The organism is Kineococcus rubinsiae (genome assembly GCF_011839805.1).
Classification (GTDB): domain Bacteria; phylum Actinomycetota; class Actinomycetes; order Actinomycetales; family Kineococcaceae; genus Kineococcus; species Kineococcus rubinsiae.
Window position 1 is genome coordinate 98,010 of the sequence record NZ_VWPY01000007.1, and the last position, 14,636, is coordinate 112,645.

At 75.7% G+C, this 14,636-nt stretch carries 13 protein-coding genes; 9 read left to right on the forward strand and 4 right to left on the reverse strand.

Annotated elements, in window-relative coordinates; all coding sequences use genetic code 11:
- The first annotated feature begins 6 nt into the window (after window positions 1–6).
- Window positions 7–408 carry a MerR family transcriptional regulator gene (locus tag F1544_RS06425; RefSeq protein ID WP_167583414.1) on the forward strand — a complete coding sequence of 134 codons (402 nt, stop codon included), beginning with the start codon at window positions 7–9 and terminating at the stop codon, window positions 406–408.
- A gap of 33 nt (window positions 409–441) precedes the next feature.
- Window positions 442–1,449, forward strand: a complete 1,008-nt coding sequence (locus tag F1544_RS06430; RefSeq protein ID WP_167583416.1) for an aldo/keto reductase — start codon at window positions 442–444, stop codon at window positions 1,447–1,449.
- A gap of 19 nt (window positions 1,450–1,468) precedes the next feature.
- Here F1544_RS06430 and F1544_RS06435 read toward each other — a convergent pair whose 3' ends face one another.
- Window positions 1,469–2,113 (reverse strand): MBL fold metallo-hydrolase, encoded by a 645-nt coding sequence (locus F1544_RS06435; protein WP_167583418.1) that lies wholly within the window; start codon window positions 2,111–2,113, stop codon window positions 1,469–1,471.
- A 124-nt stretch (window positions 2,114–2,237) separates the two neighbouring features.
- On the opposite strand from F1544_RS06435, the gene F1544_RS06440 reads away from it, so the two are divergent.
- The 4 genes from F1544_RS06440 to allB all read left to right on the forward strand — a co-directional run bounded on the left by F1544_RS06440 (window position 2,238) and on the right by allB (window position 6,727).
- Window positions 2,238–3,755 carry an NCS1 family nucleobase:cation symporter-1 gene (locus tag F1544_RS06440; RefSeq protein WP_167583420.1) on the forward strand — a complete coding sequence of 506 codons (1,518 nt, stop codon included), beginning with the start codon at window positions 2,238–2,240 and terminating at the stop codon, window positions 3,753–3,755.
- A gap of 89 nt (window positions 3,756–3,844) precedes the next feature.
- Window positions 3,845–4,609, forward strand: coding sequence for an aspartate/glutamate racemase family protein (locus tag F1544_RS06445; RefSeq protein ID WP_167583521.1), 765 nt, complete (start codon window positions 3,845–3,847; stop codon window positions 4,607–4,609).
- Window positions 4,610–4,631: 22 nt separating this feature from the next.
- A complete protein-coding gene (locus F1544_RS06450) occupies window positions 4,632–5,312 on the forward strand; it encodes a GntR family transcriptional regulator (RefSeq protein WP_208971381.1) in 681 nt (226 codons plus the stop codon).
- Between the two features lie 41 nt (window positions 5,313–5,353).
- The gene (gene allB, locus F1544_RS06455; RefSeq protein ID WP_208971402.1) at window positions 5,354–6,727 is read left to right on the forward strand and encodes an allantoinase AllB; all 1,374 of its coding nucleotides are present in this window, start codon (window positions 5,354–5,356) and stop codon (window positions 6,725–6,727) included.
- A gap of 45 nt (window positions 6,728–6,772) precedes the next feature.
- Here the strand turns inward: allB and F1544_RS06460 are convergent, their stop codons facing one another.
- The gene (locus tag F1544_RS06460) at window positions 6,773–8,431 is read right to left on the reverse strand and encodes a PucR family transcriptional regulator (protein ID WP_167583424.1); all 1,659 of its coding nucleotides are present in this window, start codon (window positions 8,429–8,431) and stop codon (window positions 6,773–6,775) included.
- 152 nt (window positions 8,432–8,583) lie between these two features.
- On the opposite strand from F1544_RS06460, the gene F1544_RS06465 reads away from it, so the two are divergent.
- Window positions 8,584–9,984 carry an aspartate aminotransferase family protein gene (locus F1544_RS06465; protein WP_167583426.1) on the forward strand — a complete coding sequence of 467 codons (1,401 nt, stop codon included), beginning with the start codon at window positions 8,584–8,586 and terminating at the stop codon, window positions 9,982–9,984.
- Between the two features lie 58 nt (window positions 9,985–10,042).
- Here the strand turns inward: F1544_RS06465 and F1544_RS06470 are convergent, their stop codons facing one another.
- On the reverse strand, window positions 10,043–10,432 hold the full coding sequence (locus F1544_RS06470; protein WP_167583525.1) for a DUF1304 domain-containing protein: 390 nt from the start codon (window positions 10,430–10,432) through the stop codon (window positions 10,043–10,045).
- Window positions 10,433–10,449: 17 nt separating this feature from the next.
- Window positions 10,450–12,054: an AtzH-like domain-containing protein gene (locus F1544_RS06475; RefSeq protein WP_167583428.1), complete on the reverse strand. Its 1,605-nt coding sequence runs from the start codon at window positions 12,052–12,054 to the stop codon at window positions 10,450–10,452.
- 119 nt (window positions 12,055–12,173) lie between these two features.
- Between F1544_RS06475 and F1544_RS26180 the strand changes: the two genes are divergently transcribed.
- Window positions 12,174–13,364, forward strand: a complete 1,191-nt coding sequence (locus F1544_RS26180; protein WP_167583527.1) for a pyridoxal-phosphate-dependent aminotransferase family protein — start codon at window positions 12,174–12,176, stop codon at window positions 13,362–13,364.
- On the forward strand, window positions 13,361–14,632 hold the full coding sequence (locus F1544_RS06485; RefSeq protein ID WP_167583430.1) for an allantoate amidohydrolase: 1,272 nt from the start codon (window positions 13,361–13,363) through the stop codon (window positions 14,630–14,632). The genes F1544_RS26180 and F1544_RS06485 overlap by 4 nt, the downstream gene beginning before the upstream one ends.
- The last annotated feature ends 4 nt before the right edge of the window (window positions 14,633–14,636 follow it).

The window sequence follows — 14,636 nt, forward strand, 5'->3', positions numbered from 1 at the left end:
CCTCTCGTGACGACCACCGACGCCGACCCGGCCACGCTGCTGAGCATCGCCGAGGCCGGGCAGCGGCTGGGCCTGAGCACCTCGGCGCTGCGCTACTACGAGACCGAGGGCCTCATGCGGGAGCCGGTCGCGCGGACCACCGCGGGCCGGCGCCGCTACGACGAGGGCGACCTGCGCTGGATCGAGACGCTGCAGCGCCTGCGCGCCACGGGGATGCCCATCCGCGAGGTGCGCGAGTACGCCGCCCTGTGCCGGGCGGGCGAGGGCAACGAGGCGCAGCGCCTGCGCCTGCTGCGCGAGCACCGGGCGCGCGTGCTCGCCGAGCTCGACGAGGTCAATCGCCACCTCGGCGCCATCACCGCGAAGATCGACCTCTACGAGGACGCGCTCCGCAGCTCCTCCGCTTGACTTCGACCGCGCTCGAAGTCGGACCGTAGGGGCATGACGACGTCCCCCTTCCCCACCCGCACCCTCGGCAGCGCCGCGAACGGCACGGCCCTGGAGGTCTCCGCGCTCGGCCTCGGCTGCATGGGCATGTCGGAGTTCTACGGCGCCGGCGACGAGACCGAGTCGCTGGCCACCATCGCCGCCGCGCTCGACGCGGGCGTGACCCTGCTGGACACCGCGGACATGTACGGCCCGTTCACCAACGAGGAGCTCGTCGGGCGGGCCATCGCCTCGCGCCGCGACGAGGTCGTCCTGGCCACGAAGTTCGGCAACGAGCGCCACCCCGACGGCAGCCGCGGCATCAACGGCCGGCCCGAGTACGTCCGCTCGGCGTGCGACGCGAGCCTGCGCCGCCTGGGCGTCGACCACATCGACCTCTACTACCAGCACCGCGTCGACACGACCGTGCCCGTGGAGGAGACCTGGGGTGCGCTGGGCGAGCTGGTCGCGGCCGGCAAGGTCCGCCACCTCGGCATCAGCGAGGCCGCGCCCGAGACGATCCGCCGTGCGCACGCGACGTCGCCCGTCACGGCGCTGCAGACGGAGTGGTCCCTGTGGACGCGCGACGTGGAGGAGGACGGCGTCCTCGCCACGGTGCGCGAGCTGGGGATCGGGTTCGTCGCCTACAGCCCGCTCGGCCGCGGGTTCCTGTCCGGCGCGATCACCAGCGTCGACGACCTGGCGCCGGACGACTTCCGCCGCCACAACCCGCGCTTCCAGGGCGAGAACCTGCAGAAGAACCTCCAGCTCGTCGACGAGGTGCGCGCCCTGGCCGCCGCCAAGGGGGCCACGGCGGGGCAGGTCGCGCTCGCCTGGCTGCTGGCGCAGGGCCCGGACGTCGTCCCGATCCCCGGCACCAAGCGGCGGACCTACCTCGCCGAGAACGTCGCCGCGGCGGACGTCGAGCTCACGGCCGACGAGCTCGCCCGCCTCGACGCGGTGCTGCCCGTCGGCGCGGGTTCCGGCGACCGCTACCCGGACATGAGCAGCATCCGCCGCTGACGGCACGGGTGGGCGCGGGTCAGAACTCCACGGGGCCCGCGCCCGCCAGGTCGCGCAGCTCGAGGTGGCCGAGGGTGCGGGCCTGGTTCACGTAGAGCCCCCGCCCGAGGGGCGAGAGCAGCGCGTCGTGGATCGGGAACCCCGCTCCCGCCCCGACGGCGCGGCAGAAGTCGATCATCTCCTTGCTCGCCGCCCACGGGGCGCTGAGCGGCAGCGCCAGGACGTCGACGCCGGCGGGCGCCGTGGCGTAGGAGTCGCCGGGGTGGAACAGCGTCGGCTCACCCTCGGCGCGCACGAGCAGCCCGACGTTGCCGATGCGGGGCACGTCGGCGTGGATGACGGCGTGCTCCCCGCCCACGGCCTCGACCCGGACGCCGGCGACCTCGAGCACGTCGCCGGGGTGCAGCGGTGCGACCCCGAGACCCGAGTCGAGCAGCGACGCGGCCGTCTCAGGCTCGGCGCGCAGCACGGCACCGTCGTTGGCCTCCAGCAGCACGGGCAGGCGCTCGACGTCGAGGTGGTCGGGGTGGGCGTGGGTGACGACGACGGCGTCGAGGCCCTGCAGCTCCTCGAACCCGTGGCTGAACGTGCCGGGGTCGAGCAGGATCCGCGCCCCGGCGGTCTCCACGAGGATGCAGGCGTGTCCCAGGTGTGTGATGCGCATGGGCCCCATGGTGGACCCGGCCCCCGCCAGATATATCCGCGGGGTTACGTGGACGAAACGCACCTCTCCTAGCGTGGTCGGCACGCACCGTCCGGAGCCACCGCGACCCGCACAGGAGAGTTCCATGGCTGACGTGAAACGCGCCCCCGGCGGGGTCGTCGAGGCTTCCGGGCACCCCGTGGGTTCGGGGGTGGTCAAGCCCGGCTACGACCCGAGCCTCGCCAACGAGGACCTCGCGCCGCTGGGCCGGCAGAGCTGGAAGTCCTACAACTTCTTCGCGTTCTGGATGTCCGACGTGCACAGCGTCGGCGGGTACGTGACGGCCGGCAGCCTCTTCGCCCTCGGCCTCGCGGCCTGGCAGGTCCTCATCGCCCTGCTCGTGGGCATCGTCATCGTCTACCTCCTCTGCAACCTCGTCGCGCGGCCCAGCCAGGCCACGGGCACCCCGTACCCGGTCGTGTCCCGCGTGACGTTCGGCGTCCGCGGCGCGAACGTGCCCGCGATCATCCGCGGGCTCATCGCCGTCGCCTGGTACGGCATCCAGACCTACCTCGCGTCGAACTCGCTCGTCATCCTCGCGCTCAAGCTGCAGCCCGGCTGGGGCCCGTACGCGGAGGTCGAGTCCCACGGGTTCGCGGGCCTCAGCACCCTCGGGTGGGCGGCGTTCGGGCTCATGTGGGTCCTGCAGGCCGTGGTGTTCTGGCGCGGCATGGAGGCGATCCGGAAGTTCATCGACTTCTGCGGCCCCGCCGTCTACGTCGTGATGTTCGCCCTGGCCGCCTACCTCGTGGTGCAGGCCGGGCCGACGAACGTCGACCTCAACCTCGGCAGCATCACCCACACCGGCTGGGGCGCAGCGGGGGTCATGGTCACCGCGATCGCGCTGGTCGTGTCCTACTTCTCCGGCCCGATGCTGAACTACGGCGACTTCGCCCGCTACGGGCGCACGATGGGCGACGTGAAGAAGGGAAACCTCCTCGGCCTCCCGGTGAACTTCCTGGTCTTCGCCCTCCTCGTCACGGTGACCGCGTCCGCCACCGTCCCGGTGTTCGGCTCGATGATCACCGACCCGGTCGAGACGGTCGCCCGCCTGGACTCCACGACCGCCGTCGTCCTGGGCTGCCTCACCTTCATCATCGCCACGATCGGCATCAACATCGTCGCGAACTTCGTCTCGCCGGCCTTCGACTTCTCCAACGTGAGCCCGCAGCGGATCAGCTGGCGCATGGGAGGGATGATCGCCGCCGTCGGGTCGGTCCTGCTCACCCCGTGGAACCTCTACAACAGCCCCGACACGATCCACTACACGCTCGACGTCCTGGGCGCGTTCATCGGGCCGCTGTACGGCGTGCTGATCGCGGACTACTACCTGATCAAGCGCCAGCGCATCGTCGTCGACGACCTGTACACGATGAGCCCGCGCGGTCGCTACCACTACCGCGCCGGCTGGAACCCCGTCGCGGTCGGCGCCACCGCCGTCGGCGCCGTGGTCGCCCTGGTCCCCGTGCTGAGCCACCACACGACGACCGCCACGTTCAGCTGGTTCATCGGGGCCGGTCTCGGCTTCGCGGTGTACCTGCTGTTCCGCCGCTCGATCCCCGCGGTCGCCGCGGACCTCACCGTCGTCCCGGAACCGCGGTGACTCCTCCCCGCGCGCCGCAGCCCCACCTGCAGCTGGCCGCCCCCGCCCCGTCCGCCGTCGCGGACGGGGCGGGGGCGGCCGCCTGCACGATCCTCGTCGTCAACGTCAACACCTCCGAGGCCGTGACGGCCACGATCCGCGCGAGCGCCGTGGCCGCCGCCGGGCCGGGGACGGAGATCGTCGCGCTCACCCCGCACTTCGGGCCCGAGTCGGTCGAGTCGAACTTCGAGAGCTACCTGTCGGCGGTCGCGGTCATGGACCGCGTCGTCACCCACGACGGCCCCTGCGACGCCGTCGTGCTCGCGGGGTTCGGCGAGCACGGCCGCGAGGGCCTGCAGGACCTGCTCGACGTCCCGGTCGTGGACATCACCGAGGCGGCGGCCCACGTCGCGTGCCTGCTGGGCCGCACGTTCGGGGTGGTCACCTCCCTGGACCGCGCGGCGCCCGCCATCGAGGACCGGCTGCGGCTCGCGGGCCTGGCGGGCCGCTGCAGCGGCGTCCGCGCGGTGGACCTGCCCGTGCTCGACCTGGAGGCCGACCCGCGCGGCACGGCCGAGGCCTTCGTCGCGCAGGCGCGGCGCTGCGTGGAGGACGACGGCGCCGAGGTCGTCTGCCTGGGCTGTGCCGGGATGGCCGGGGTCACCGACGCGGTGCGCGACGCCCTCGACGTGCCCGTGGTCGACGGGGTCGCGGCCGCGGTGCGGCTCGCGGAGTCCCTCGTCGCGCTGGGCCTGAGCACGTCCAAGGTGCGCAGCTACGCTGCGCCCCGGCCCAAGCGGGTGTCGGGCTGGCCGGTGTCGCGGCCGGCGGGGGGACGGGGGACGGGTGGCGAGCGCCGCAGCGGGACGCCCTGACGCCCCCGCCGGGCCCCGGCCCGTGCTGGACGCGATCCGCCGGGCCATCGTCGACGGCGGCGTCGCCCCGGGCACCCACCTCGAGGTCGACGTGCTGGCCCGCGAGCACGACGTCAGCCGCATCCCCGTGCGCGAGGCCCTCATGACGCTGGTCGGCGAGGGGCTCGTCGAGCACCTGCCGCGCCGCGGCTACACCGTCTCCCGCCTCGCCGAGGGCGAGCTCGCCGAGCTGTTCTCGGTGCGGGGGACCCTGGAGCTCGCCGCGCTCGCGGTGGCCGTGACCACCGGCGGCCCCGCGGACGTGCTGGCCGCGCGGTCGGCGCACGAGGCGCTGGAGCGCGCGGTCCTCGCGGGCGACGAGCGGGAGTACCACCGCTGGAGCCGCGCCTTCCACGTCGCGCTGACCCGCCCCTCGGGCATGCCCCGGCTGCTGGGCGTCTTCGACCGGGTCTGGGACCTCACGGAGCCGTACCGCCCGATGGAGGACCTCGGCCCGGAGGAGGCGGCGACGCTGCACGGCGAGCACTCCGCCATGCTGGCCGCGTTCGCGGCGGGCGACGCCGGCCGGCTGCTGGCGGTCGCGGCGGAGCACCAGCGGCACCTGTCCGACCGGGTGCGGACCCGGGAGTGGCCCGACCCGCCCCTGCCGGTGTCGCTGCGGCGGGCGCGGCGACGAGTCGACGGCAGCGAGGAGCAGCGGTGAGCAGCACGGAGCGGGACGCGGAGTTCGAGGCACCGGTGGACCTGGCGGGGCGGGACGCAGAGTTCCAGGGACCGGTGGACCTGGTGGTGCGGGCGCGGCGCGCGCTCGTCGACGGGGCCTTCCGGTCGGTCGCGGTGGCGGTGCGCGGCGGCCGGGTGGTCGCGGTGAGCGGGTTCGACGCGGCCGTCGACGCCGCGCGCGAGGTGGTCCTCGCGGACGACGAGGTGCTGCTGCCGGGCCTCGTGGACACCCACGTCCACGTCAACGAACCCGGGCGCACCGAGTGGGAGGGTTTCGCCTCCGCGACCCGCGCGGCCGCCGCGGGCGGCGTCACGACGATCCTCGACATGCCGCTGAACAGCGTCCCTGCGACGCTCGACCCGGCCGCGCTGGACGTCAAGCGCGCTGCGGCGCAGGGCAGCTGCTTCGTCGACGTCGGGTTCTGGGGCGGGGCCGTGCCCGGGAACGCCGGTGAGCTGGCGCCGCTGCACGAGGCCGGGGTGTTCGGGGTCAAGTGCTTCCTGCTCGACTCGGGCGTCGAGGAGTTCCCCGCCCTGGACGCGGCCGGCCTCGAGGAGGCCCTGACCGAGCTCGCCCGGTTCGACGGGCTGCTGCTGGCCCACGCCGAGGACGCCGACGAGATCGCGGCCGCGGCGAACGCGGGTGGCCCGCGCTTCGCGGACTTCGTCGACTCCCGCCCGCCGCGCGCGGAGGCGCTCGCGGTGCGCGCGGTCGCGGAGGCCGCCGCCCGCACCGGGGCCCGCGCCCACGTCGTGCACCTGTCCTCGGCCGCGGGGCTCGCGGAGGTCGCCGCCGCCAAGGCCGCGGGGACCCGCCTCACGGTGGAGACGTGCCCGCACTACCTGGCCCTGGACGCCGGGCACGTGCCCGACGGCGCGACGCCCTTCAAGTGCTGCCCGCCGATCCGCGACCGCGCCGAGCAGGACGCCCTCTGGCGCGGCCTGCTGGACGGCACGATCGACTGCGTCGTCTCCGACCACTCGCCCTGCACCGCCGAGCTCAAGCTGCTGGAGGCGGGCGACTTCGGCGCCGCCTGGGGCGGGATCGCGTCGCTGCAGATCGGGTTGCCGGTGGTCTGGACCGCGGCGCGCGAGCGCGGCGTCCCGCTCGAGACCGTCGTGGGCTGGATGTCCGCGGCCACGGCGGACCTCGCGGGCTTCGGCGACCGCGGCCGCATCGCGGCCGGCTGCGTCGCGGACTTCGCGGTCTTCGCCCCCGAGGAGGAGTGGACCGTCGCGGCGCAGGCGCTGCAGCACAAGAACAAGGTCACGCCCTACGACGGGCGCACGCTCACGGGCGCGGTCCGCGGGACGTGGCGGCGCGGTGAGCTGCTCGACCTCGCGGCCGACCCGGTCGGGGAGCTGCTGACCGCCCCGGTGCGGGTGGCCGGCTGACGCCGGCCTCTGCGGACGGAGGCCGGACGCCGCGAGCTCAGCGCCTCAGGGGCGGGCCTGGCCGTGCGCGAGCACCGCGAGGTGCAGCGTGAGGCGCGTCTCGGGGTCGTCGAGGTCGCGGCCCAGGCGCGCGCGCAGCCGCTCCACGCGCCCGTAGGTCGCCGGGCGGCTGAGGTGCAGCCGGGCGGCGAGGCGGGTCATCGACCCCGAGCACTCCAGGTGCGCGCGCAGCAGGGCCAGCGCCTCCTCACCGTCGGGTCCGGCCAGCAGCGGAGCCAGGTGCGCCTCGACGAACCCCTGCAGCCGCGGGTCGTCGCGCAGCCACCACAGCAGGCCGCGGGCCCCGAGGTCGCCCGCGCGGTAGGGAACCGCGGGGTCGTGGTGGGGCAGCGATGCCGCGACGACCGCGACGTGCCCGGCCTCGGCGAAGCCCTCCCCGGCCGCCGTCAGCGTCGTCCCGGGCGGGGCGGTGCCGAGCGTCGCCGCGGGCAGGCCCAGCCGCCGCTCCACCTCCAGCAGGGCGCGGGCGAGGCGGGGCAGGACGTCGCCCGCCAGCTCGGGGACGGGCGCGCTGACGAGGACGCCCACGAGCCCCGGCTCCAGCACCCCGACGAGGCCCGCCGTGCGCGTCTCGGCCAGCGCCCGCTCGGCTGCGTCCGCGGTGGCCGCGTCTCCCTCGGGGCCCCCCGCGGTCCCCTCGCCCGGGACGTGCGCGACCACCGGCGCGAACCCGCCGCGCAGGGGCAGCCCGAGCGCGCGCGCCCGGGCCCGCAGCTCGGCCTCGTCGGCCCGCCGGCCCCGGCGCAGGTCGCGCAGGAGGCTCTCGTGGGCCTCCTGGGCGATGTCGCCGCGGTGCTCGGGCGCCTCGCGGTCCAGGAGCCGGGCGATGGTCAGGGTCTCCGCGGCGCGCTCCAGGACCAGCTCGACCTGGGGGGCGTCGCCGGGACCGCCCGCGCCGCCCGGACCCGCGGAGGTGCTGTCCTGCAGGGCGACGTCCTCGGGCAGGACGAGGCGCCCCCACCGCTGCCCGACGACCCCGACCGGGGTGGTGAGCCACCGCTGCGGGCCGCCGACGGCCGTGCCGGCGGCCACGGGGACCAGGCGCGAGCGGGCCGTCCAGTCCAGCAGCACCTCCTGCGCGGGCCCGCCGCCGGCGAACGCCACGGCGTGGTGGCCGAGGTCCTCGAGCACGACGACGCGGCCGGTGAGGGCGCTCGCCTGCTCCAGCACCTCCGCGACCCGCGCGCCGCCCACGCTCATCGAGGCGAACGTCTCGTGCACGAGCTCGGAGAAGCGCAGCCGCTCGTACTGCTCGTGCAGGATCCGGGCGTGCACCTGCTCGGTGACGGCGACGAAGCGCACCACCTTCGACAGCTCGACGAGGGGGAAGCGCGCCGCGGCGGCCGCGTGGACGAGGGCCTCGGGCAGCGCGCGCACGTGCTGCCCGAGCTCGACGACCAGGCCCACGGCGCCCGCGCCCGCGAGCGAGGCCAGGTAGCGGCCGGCGTCGAAGCCGGGCTCCAGCAGGCCCATGCCCGTCGACAGCAGCAGCTCGCCGCCGCCGAGGGTGCCCGCCACCTCGGTCTGCTCGCTGACGTGCACCCAGCGCACCTGCGCCGCCAGGCCCGTCCCGCCCGCGCGCACGCGGGGTCCGCCGGCGGCCAGCACCGGCAGGGCGAGGACGTCGGCGACGGTCAGCGGCACCGCGCCAGCCTAGCGACGCACCCGACGGAACGTCGGTGACAGCGCTCCGGCCTTGACACTCCGTCGCTTCCGCCGGAGCCGCCGGAGGAGTCACGCTGGGAGCGGTGCCGCAGGCGCCGCGCACGACCCGCAGCACCGAGAGGGGAACCCCCGTGACCGTCACCGAGCAGGCCGGCGCACCCGCCGAACCCGACCGCAGGTCGACGGCCGCCCGCGACCACCTCTGGATGCACTTCGCCCGGATGGGCGCCTACCAGGACAAGGCCGCCCCCGTCATCGTCAAGGGCGACGGCGCCTGGATCTGGGACTCGCACGGCCACAAGGTGCTCGACGGCCTCTCGGGGCTGTTCGTCGTGCAGGTCGGGCACGGCCGGGCGGAGCTCGCCGAGGTCATGGCCAAGCAGGCCGAGACCCTCGCGTTCTTCCCCGTCTGGGGCTACGCGACGGAACCCGCGATCGAGCTGGCGGACCGGGTCGCCTCCTACGCCCCGGGCGACCTCAACCGCGTGTTCTTCACGACGGGCGGCGGCGAGGCCGTCGAGAGCGCCTGGAAGGTCGCCAAGCAGTTCTTCAAGCTCACCGGCAAGCCGATGAAGCACAAGGTCATCAGCCGGGCGACCGCCTACCACGGCACCCCGCAGGGGGCGCTGGCCATCACGGGCCTGCCGATGATGAAGCAGGCGTTCGAGCCGCTGACGCCGGGTGGTTTCCGCGTGCCGAACACGAACATCTACCGCGCCGAGCGGATGGGTGCCCCGACCGACCCCGTCGAGTTCGGCGTCTGGGCGGCCGACCGCATCGAGGAGGCGATCCTCTTCGAGGGCGCCGACACGGTCGCTGCGGTGTTCCTCGAACCCGTGCAGAACTCCGGCGGCTGCTTCACGCCGCCGCCCGGCTACTTCCAGCGCGTCCGCGAGATCTGCGACCGCCACGACGTCCTGCTCGTCTCGGACGAGGTCATCTGCGGCTTCGGCCGGCACGGGACGATGTTCGCCTGCGAGAAGTTCGGCTACCAGCCCGACATCATCACGTGCGCCAAGGGCATGAGCTCCGGCTACGGCCCGATCGGCGCGATGATCGCCTCCGATCGCATCATGGAGCCGTTCCTGGAGGGCAAGAACTTCTTCCCCCACGGCTACACGTTCGGCGGGCACCCGGTCTCGGCCGCGGTGTCGCTGGCCAACCTCGACATCTTCGAGCGCGAGGGCCTGAACCAGCACGTGCTGGACAACGAGGCTGCGCTGGAGACGACGCTGCGCAAGCTGCTCGACCTCGACATCGTCGGCGACGTCCGCGGTGACGGGTACTTCTGGGCGCTGGAACTGGTCAAGGACAAGTCGACGAAGGAGACGTTCGGGCCGGCCGAGCGCGAACTGCTCATCAAGCAGTTCCTGCCGGGCGCGCTGTTCGCCAACGGCCTCTACGCCCGTCCCGACGACCGGGGCGAGCCCGTCATCCAGGTGGCGCCGGCGCTGACCGCGGGCCAGGCCGAGTTCGACGAGATGGAGCGGATCCTGCGCACGACGCTGCAGCAGGCGCAGCACCTGCTCTGACCCTCCCCGCACGCAGTTCGGGGCCCGTCACCCCCCAGGGGGTGGCGGGCCCGCGGCGTCAGAGGAGCCGGCCGGCCCCTGCGGCGAGCAGGGCCAGCAGCGGCAGCGTGCCCTGCCGCAGGGCGCTGCCGCGGTGGGCGGCCCCCGTGACGGCGAGCACCGTGGCGGCCGCGAGCATGCTGGCGCAGGAGGCGACCACGAGCGTCCAGCCCGGCTCGGTGACCCCGAGCAGGACGAGCAGGACGCCGAGCACCGCGCCCACGGCGAGGAACAGGTTGTAGAAGCCCTGGTTGAACGCGAGGAACTGCGTCGCGCGCGCGTCCTCCTCGCTGCCGGTCCCGAAGATCGCCCGGACCCGCGGCGTCGTCCACAGCACCGACTCGAACACGAAGATCATCACGTGCAGGAACCCCGCCAGGGTGGCGAGCACCAGGGCGACGGACGACAGCAGGGCCATGGCGCCCATCATGCCGCCGGGCCGGGCACCACCTGCCCGAGCAGGCCGAGAAGCGCCGTGTCCTCGCCGCGCGGGGCGAGGACGCACAGGCCGACGGGCAGCGCGCCGACCCGGCCCCACGGCAGGCCGAGCGCCGGGACGCCCGCGGCCGAGGCCAGCGAGGTCAGCGCCAGGGTGGCCGCGCGCACGCGGTCCTGCTCCGCCGGGGAGGCGTCCGCGGCCGGGGCGGGGGCGGCCGTGCTGGGCAGGCCCAGCCAGCCCTGCGCGAGGACGGCGTCCAGCCGCTGCCGCACGCCCCGCAGCACGGCCCGCGCGTCGTCGACCGCCGCGGCGCTCACCCCGGCACCCGCGCGGAAGCGCCCCTCCACCGGCGCGGACAGGGCGCCGGGGTTCCCCTCGACGAAGGACCCGTGCGCCGCCCAGGCCTCCGCGGCCTGGACCGTGCGGAAGGCCGCCGTCCACGCCGTGACCTCGGCGGGGGTGAAGTCGTCGTCGAGGTCGAGCAGGGGCAGGCCCGTCTGCACCGACAGCGCGGCGAGCGCGGCGTCCACCGCGAGCGCCGTCGGCGCCTCGGCGAGGCCCGTGAGGGTGGCGCTGCGCAGCAGAGCCCGGGGTGCCGCCGCCCCTCCCGTGGTCCCGCCCAGCAGGACCCGCGCGGCGGCGTGCAGCACGCCGGCCTCGCGCGCGAGCAGCCCCACGGTGTCGAAGGACGGGGCCAGCGGCAGGACGCCCGCGGTGTCGACGGCCCCGTGCGTCGGGCGCCAGGCGAGGAGCCCGCAGAAGGAGCCGGGCACGCGCAGGGAGCCGGCCGTGTCGGTGCCCAGCCCGAGGTCGGCGCTGCCCGCGGCGACGGCGGCCGCCGGGCCGCTCGTGGACCCGCCGGTGGTCCGGCCGGGCGCGGCCGGGTTCGGCGGTGTCCCGTAGTGGGCGTTGGTGCCCAGCAGCGAGAACGCCAGCTCGTCGGTCTGCGCGAGGCCGTTCACCTGCGCGCCCGCGTCGAGCAGGGCCCGCAGGGCCGGGGCCGTCGCCGTCTCGACGGGGGCCGCGGCGAGCCAGCCGGGCACGCCCGCCCCGACCCGCTGCCCGGCGACGGCGACGAGGTCCTTCACCGCGGTGCGCACCCCGGCGAGGGGCCCGGCACCGGACCCGGCGACCAGCGGGCCGTCCGCCGGGGGCGGCACGCGCCAGGTCGCGGGACCGCCGTCGGCCGGTGGGCCGGTCGGCGCGGGAGCGGGGGCGCCCGAGACGTGGGCCGTCGTGATCCGCCACCCCTGCTCGCCGCGGTGCCACACCTGCGTCTGGAGCCCGGAGCCGCCGTCGCGCCGCTCGGTCTCGGTGACGGTCACCGCGTCCCGCGGCCCGAGCGCGCGGACGTGCACCCGGCGGACGGCGCGCGGCGGGGCCCCGCCGCGGGTGGCCCGGAAGGCGGAGATCTCCGCGTGGCCCGCGAGCGCCGCGCCGCCCTCGGCGCGCAGGGTCGCGGGGCCGTCGGCGAACAGCTCGTCGAGGACCGCGAGGTCGTCCTCGCGCAGCGCGCGCTCGTAGCGGGCGGCGGCCGCCAGCAGGCCGGGGACGGCGGCGGGGGAGGGCGGCGGGGGCGCGGACGGGGCCAACGGGTCCTCCGGGTCGGGTCGCTGCGGGGGTGGTCAGTGGAACGATCGTTGCATAGGATGACGCCGTGGAACAGACGATCCGTCCGGCGCTGCCCGTGAACCCGCCGCCCCGCCTGCTCATGGGGCCGGGGCCGATCACCGTGGACCCGCGCGTCCTGCGGGCCATGTCGGCGCAGCTGCTGGGGCAGTACGACCCGGCCATGACCGCCTACATGAACGAGACGATGGCGCTGTACCGGTCGGTGTTCCGCACCCAGAACCAGCAGACGTTCCTCGTCGACGGCACGTCGCGCGCGGGGATCGAAGCCGCGCTGGTGTCGCTGCTGAGCCCGGGCGACCGCGTGCTCGTCCCGGTCTTCGGCCGCTTCGGCCACCTGCTGCGCGAGATCGCCGAGCGGTGCGGTGCCGAGGTGCACGTCCGGGAGGTGCCGTGGGGCGAGGTGTTCTCCCTCGCCCAGCTCGAGGACGCCGTCCGCGAGGTGCGCCCGAAGCTCGTCGCGATGGTCCAGGGCGACACCTCGACCACGATGAACCAGCCGCTGGAGGGCGTCGGCGAGGTCTGCCACCGCCACGGCGCCCTGCTCTACGTCGACGTCACGGCGTCGCTGGGCGGCAACGCCTTCGAGATGGACGCCTGGGGCGTCGACGCGGTCACCGCCGGGCTGCAGAAGTGCCTCAGCGGGCCCTCGGGCAGCGCGCCCATCAGCCTGTCCCCGCGAGCGGTCGACGTCATCGGCGCGCGCCGCAGCACCGAGGCCGGCCTGCGCGCCGACCCGGACGCCGAGGACGGCGCGGCGCCGCCCGCGGCCCGCATCCGGTCGAACTACTTCGACCTCGCCATGGTCATGGACTACTGGAGCGAGAAGCGCCTCAACCACCACACCGAGGCCACGACGATGCTCTACTGCGCCCGCGAGTGCGCCCGGCTGCTGCTGGAGGAGGGCCTCGACGCGGCCGTCGCCCGCCACCACCTGCACGGCCGCGCGATGCTGGCCGGCGTGCAGGGGCTGGGGCTGCGGGTCTTCGGGGACCCGGCGCACAAGATGAACAACGTCGTGGCGGTCTGGATCCCCGACGGGGTCGACGGCGACGCGGTGCGCGCGGGGATGCTGGGCGACTACGGCATCGAGATCGGCACGTCGTTCGGGCCGCTGGCCGGGAAGACCTGGCGCATCGGCACCATGGGCTACAACGCCCGCAAGGACGCCGTGCTCGTGACCCTCGCGGCGCTGGAGCAGGTGCTGCGCGCCGCGGGCGCGGCGGTGCCCGTGGGCGGCGGGGTGCTGGCGGCGCAGGAGGTCTACGCGTGAGCGTCCCCGCCGCGCCGGGGGACGCGACGCGCGCCGCGGCCGAGCGCCTGCTGCGGCGCTGCGACGAGCTCGCGGCGGTCTCCGCGAGCCCCGACGGCATCGAGCGCGTGCACCTGTCCGCCGAGCACGCCCGCGTCAACGCGGTCGCGGCGGGCTGGCTGCGCGAGGCGGGCCTCGCGACGTGGCAGGACGCGGCCGGCAACCAGTGGGGCCGCCTGGAGGGCGCGGAACCCGGCCTGCCCGCGCTCGTCCTCGGCTCCCACCTCGACACGGTGCCCGACGCGGGGCGCTACGACGGGATCCTCGGCGTCGTGACGGCGATCGAGGTCGCCGCCCGCCTCGCGCCGCACCGCGCGCAGCTGCCCTTCGCCGTCGAGGTCGTGGCCTTCGGCGACGAGGAGGGCACCCGCTTCGGCACCGCCCTGCTCGGCAGCCGGGCCGTGGCGGGCACCTGGCTCGACGGCTGGTGGGACGTCGCCGACGCCGCGGGCACCACGCTGCGCGAGGCCTCGACCGCCTTCGGCCTCGACCCGGCCGCGATCGCCGACGCGGCGCGGCGCCCCGAGGACCTCGTGGGCTACCTGGAGCTGCACATCGAGCAGGGCCCGCACCTGGAGGCCGCCGGCCGCGCCCTCGGCGTGGTCACCTCCATCGCGGGCGCGCGCCGGTTCGCCGGCCGCGTCGTCGGCGAGGCGCGCCACGCCGGCGGCACCCCGTACGCCAAGCGCCGCGACGCGCTCGTGGGCGCCGGTCAGGTCGTCGTCGCCCTCGAGCGGCTCGCCGTCGAGACGGGCGGCATCGCCACCGTCGGCCGCCTGCAGGCGCACCCCGGCGGCGTCAACGTCGTGCCCGGGCTCGTCGAGTTCTCCCTCGACGTGCGCGCCGAGCACGACGCGACGCGCGACGACCTCGTGGCCCGCATCGAGGCCTACGCGCGCGAGACGTGCGCGGCGCGCGGCCTGGGCTTCGAGCTGCAGGAGACGCACCGCGCCCCGGGCGTCTACTGCGACGCCGGGCTCACGGAGTCCGTCGTCGCGGGCATCGCCGCCACGGGCGACGACGACCCGGTCCAGCTGTTCAGCCGCGCGGGCCACGACGCGATGGCCGTCGCGGCGATCACGCCCGTGGCGATGCTGTTCGTGCGCTGCGAGGACGGCATCAGCCACCACCCGGCCGAGGCCGTCACCCTCGACGACGTCGGCCTGGGCCTCGACGCGCTGGAGGCGGCCGTGCGCGACCTGGCCCGCCGGCGTTCCGCGGCGCGCTGAGACC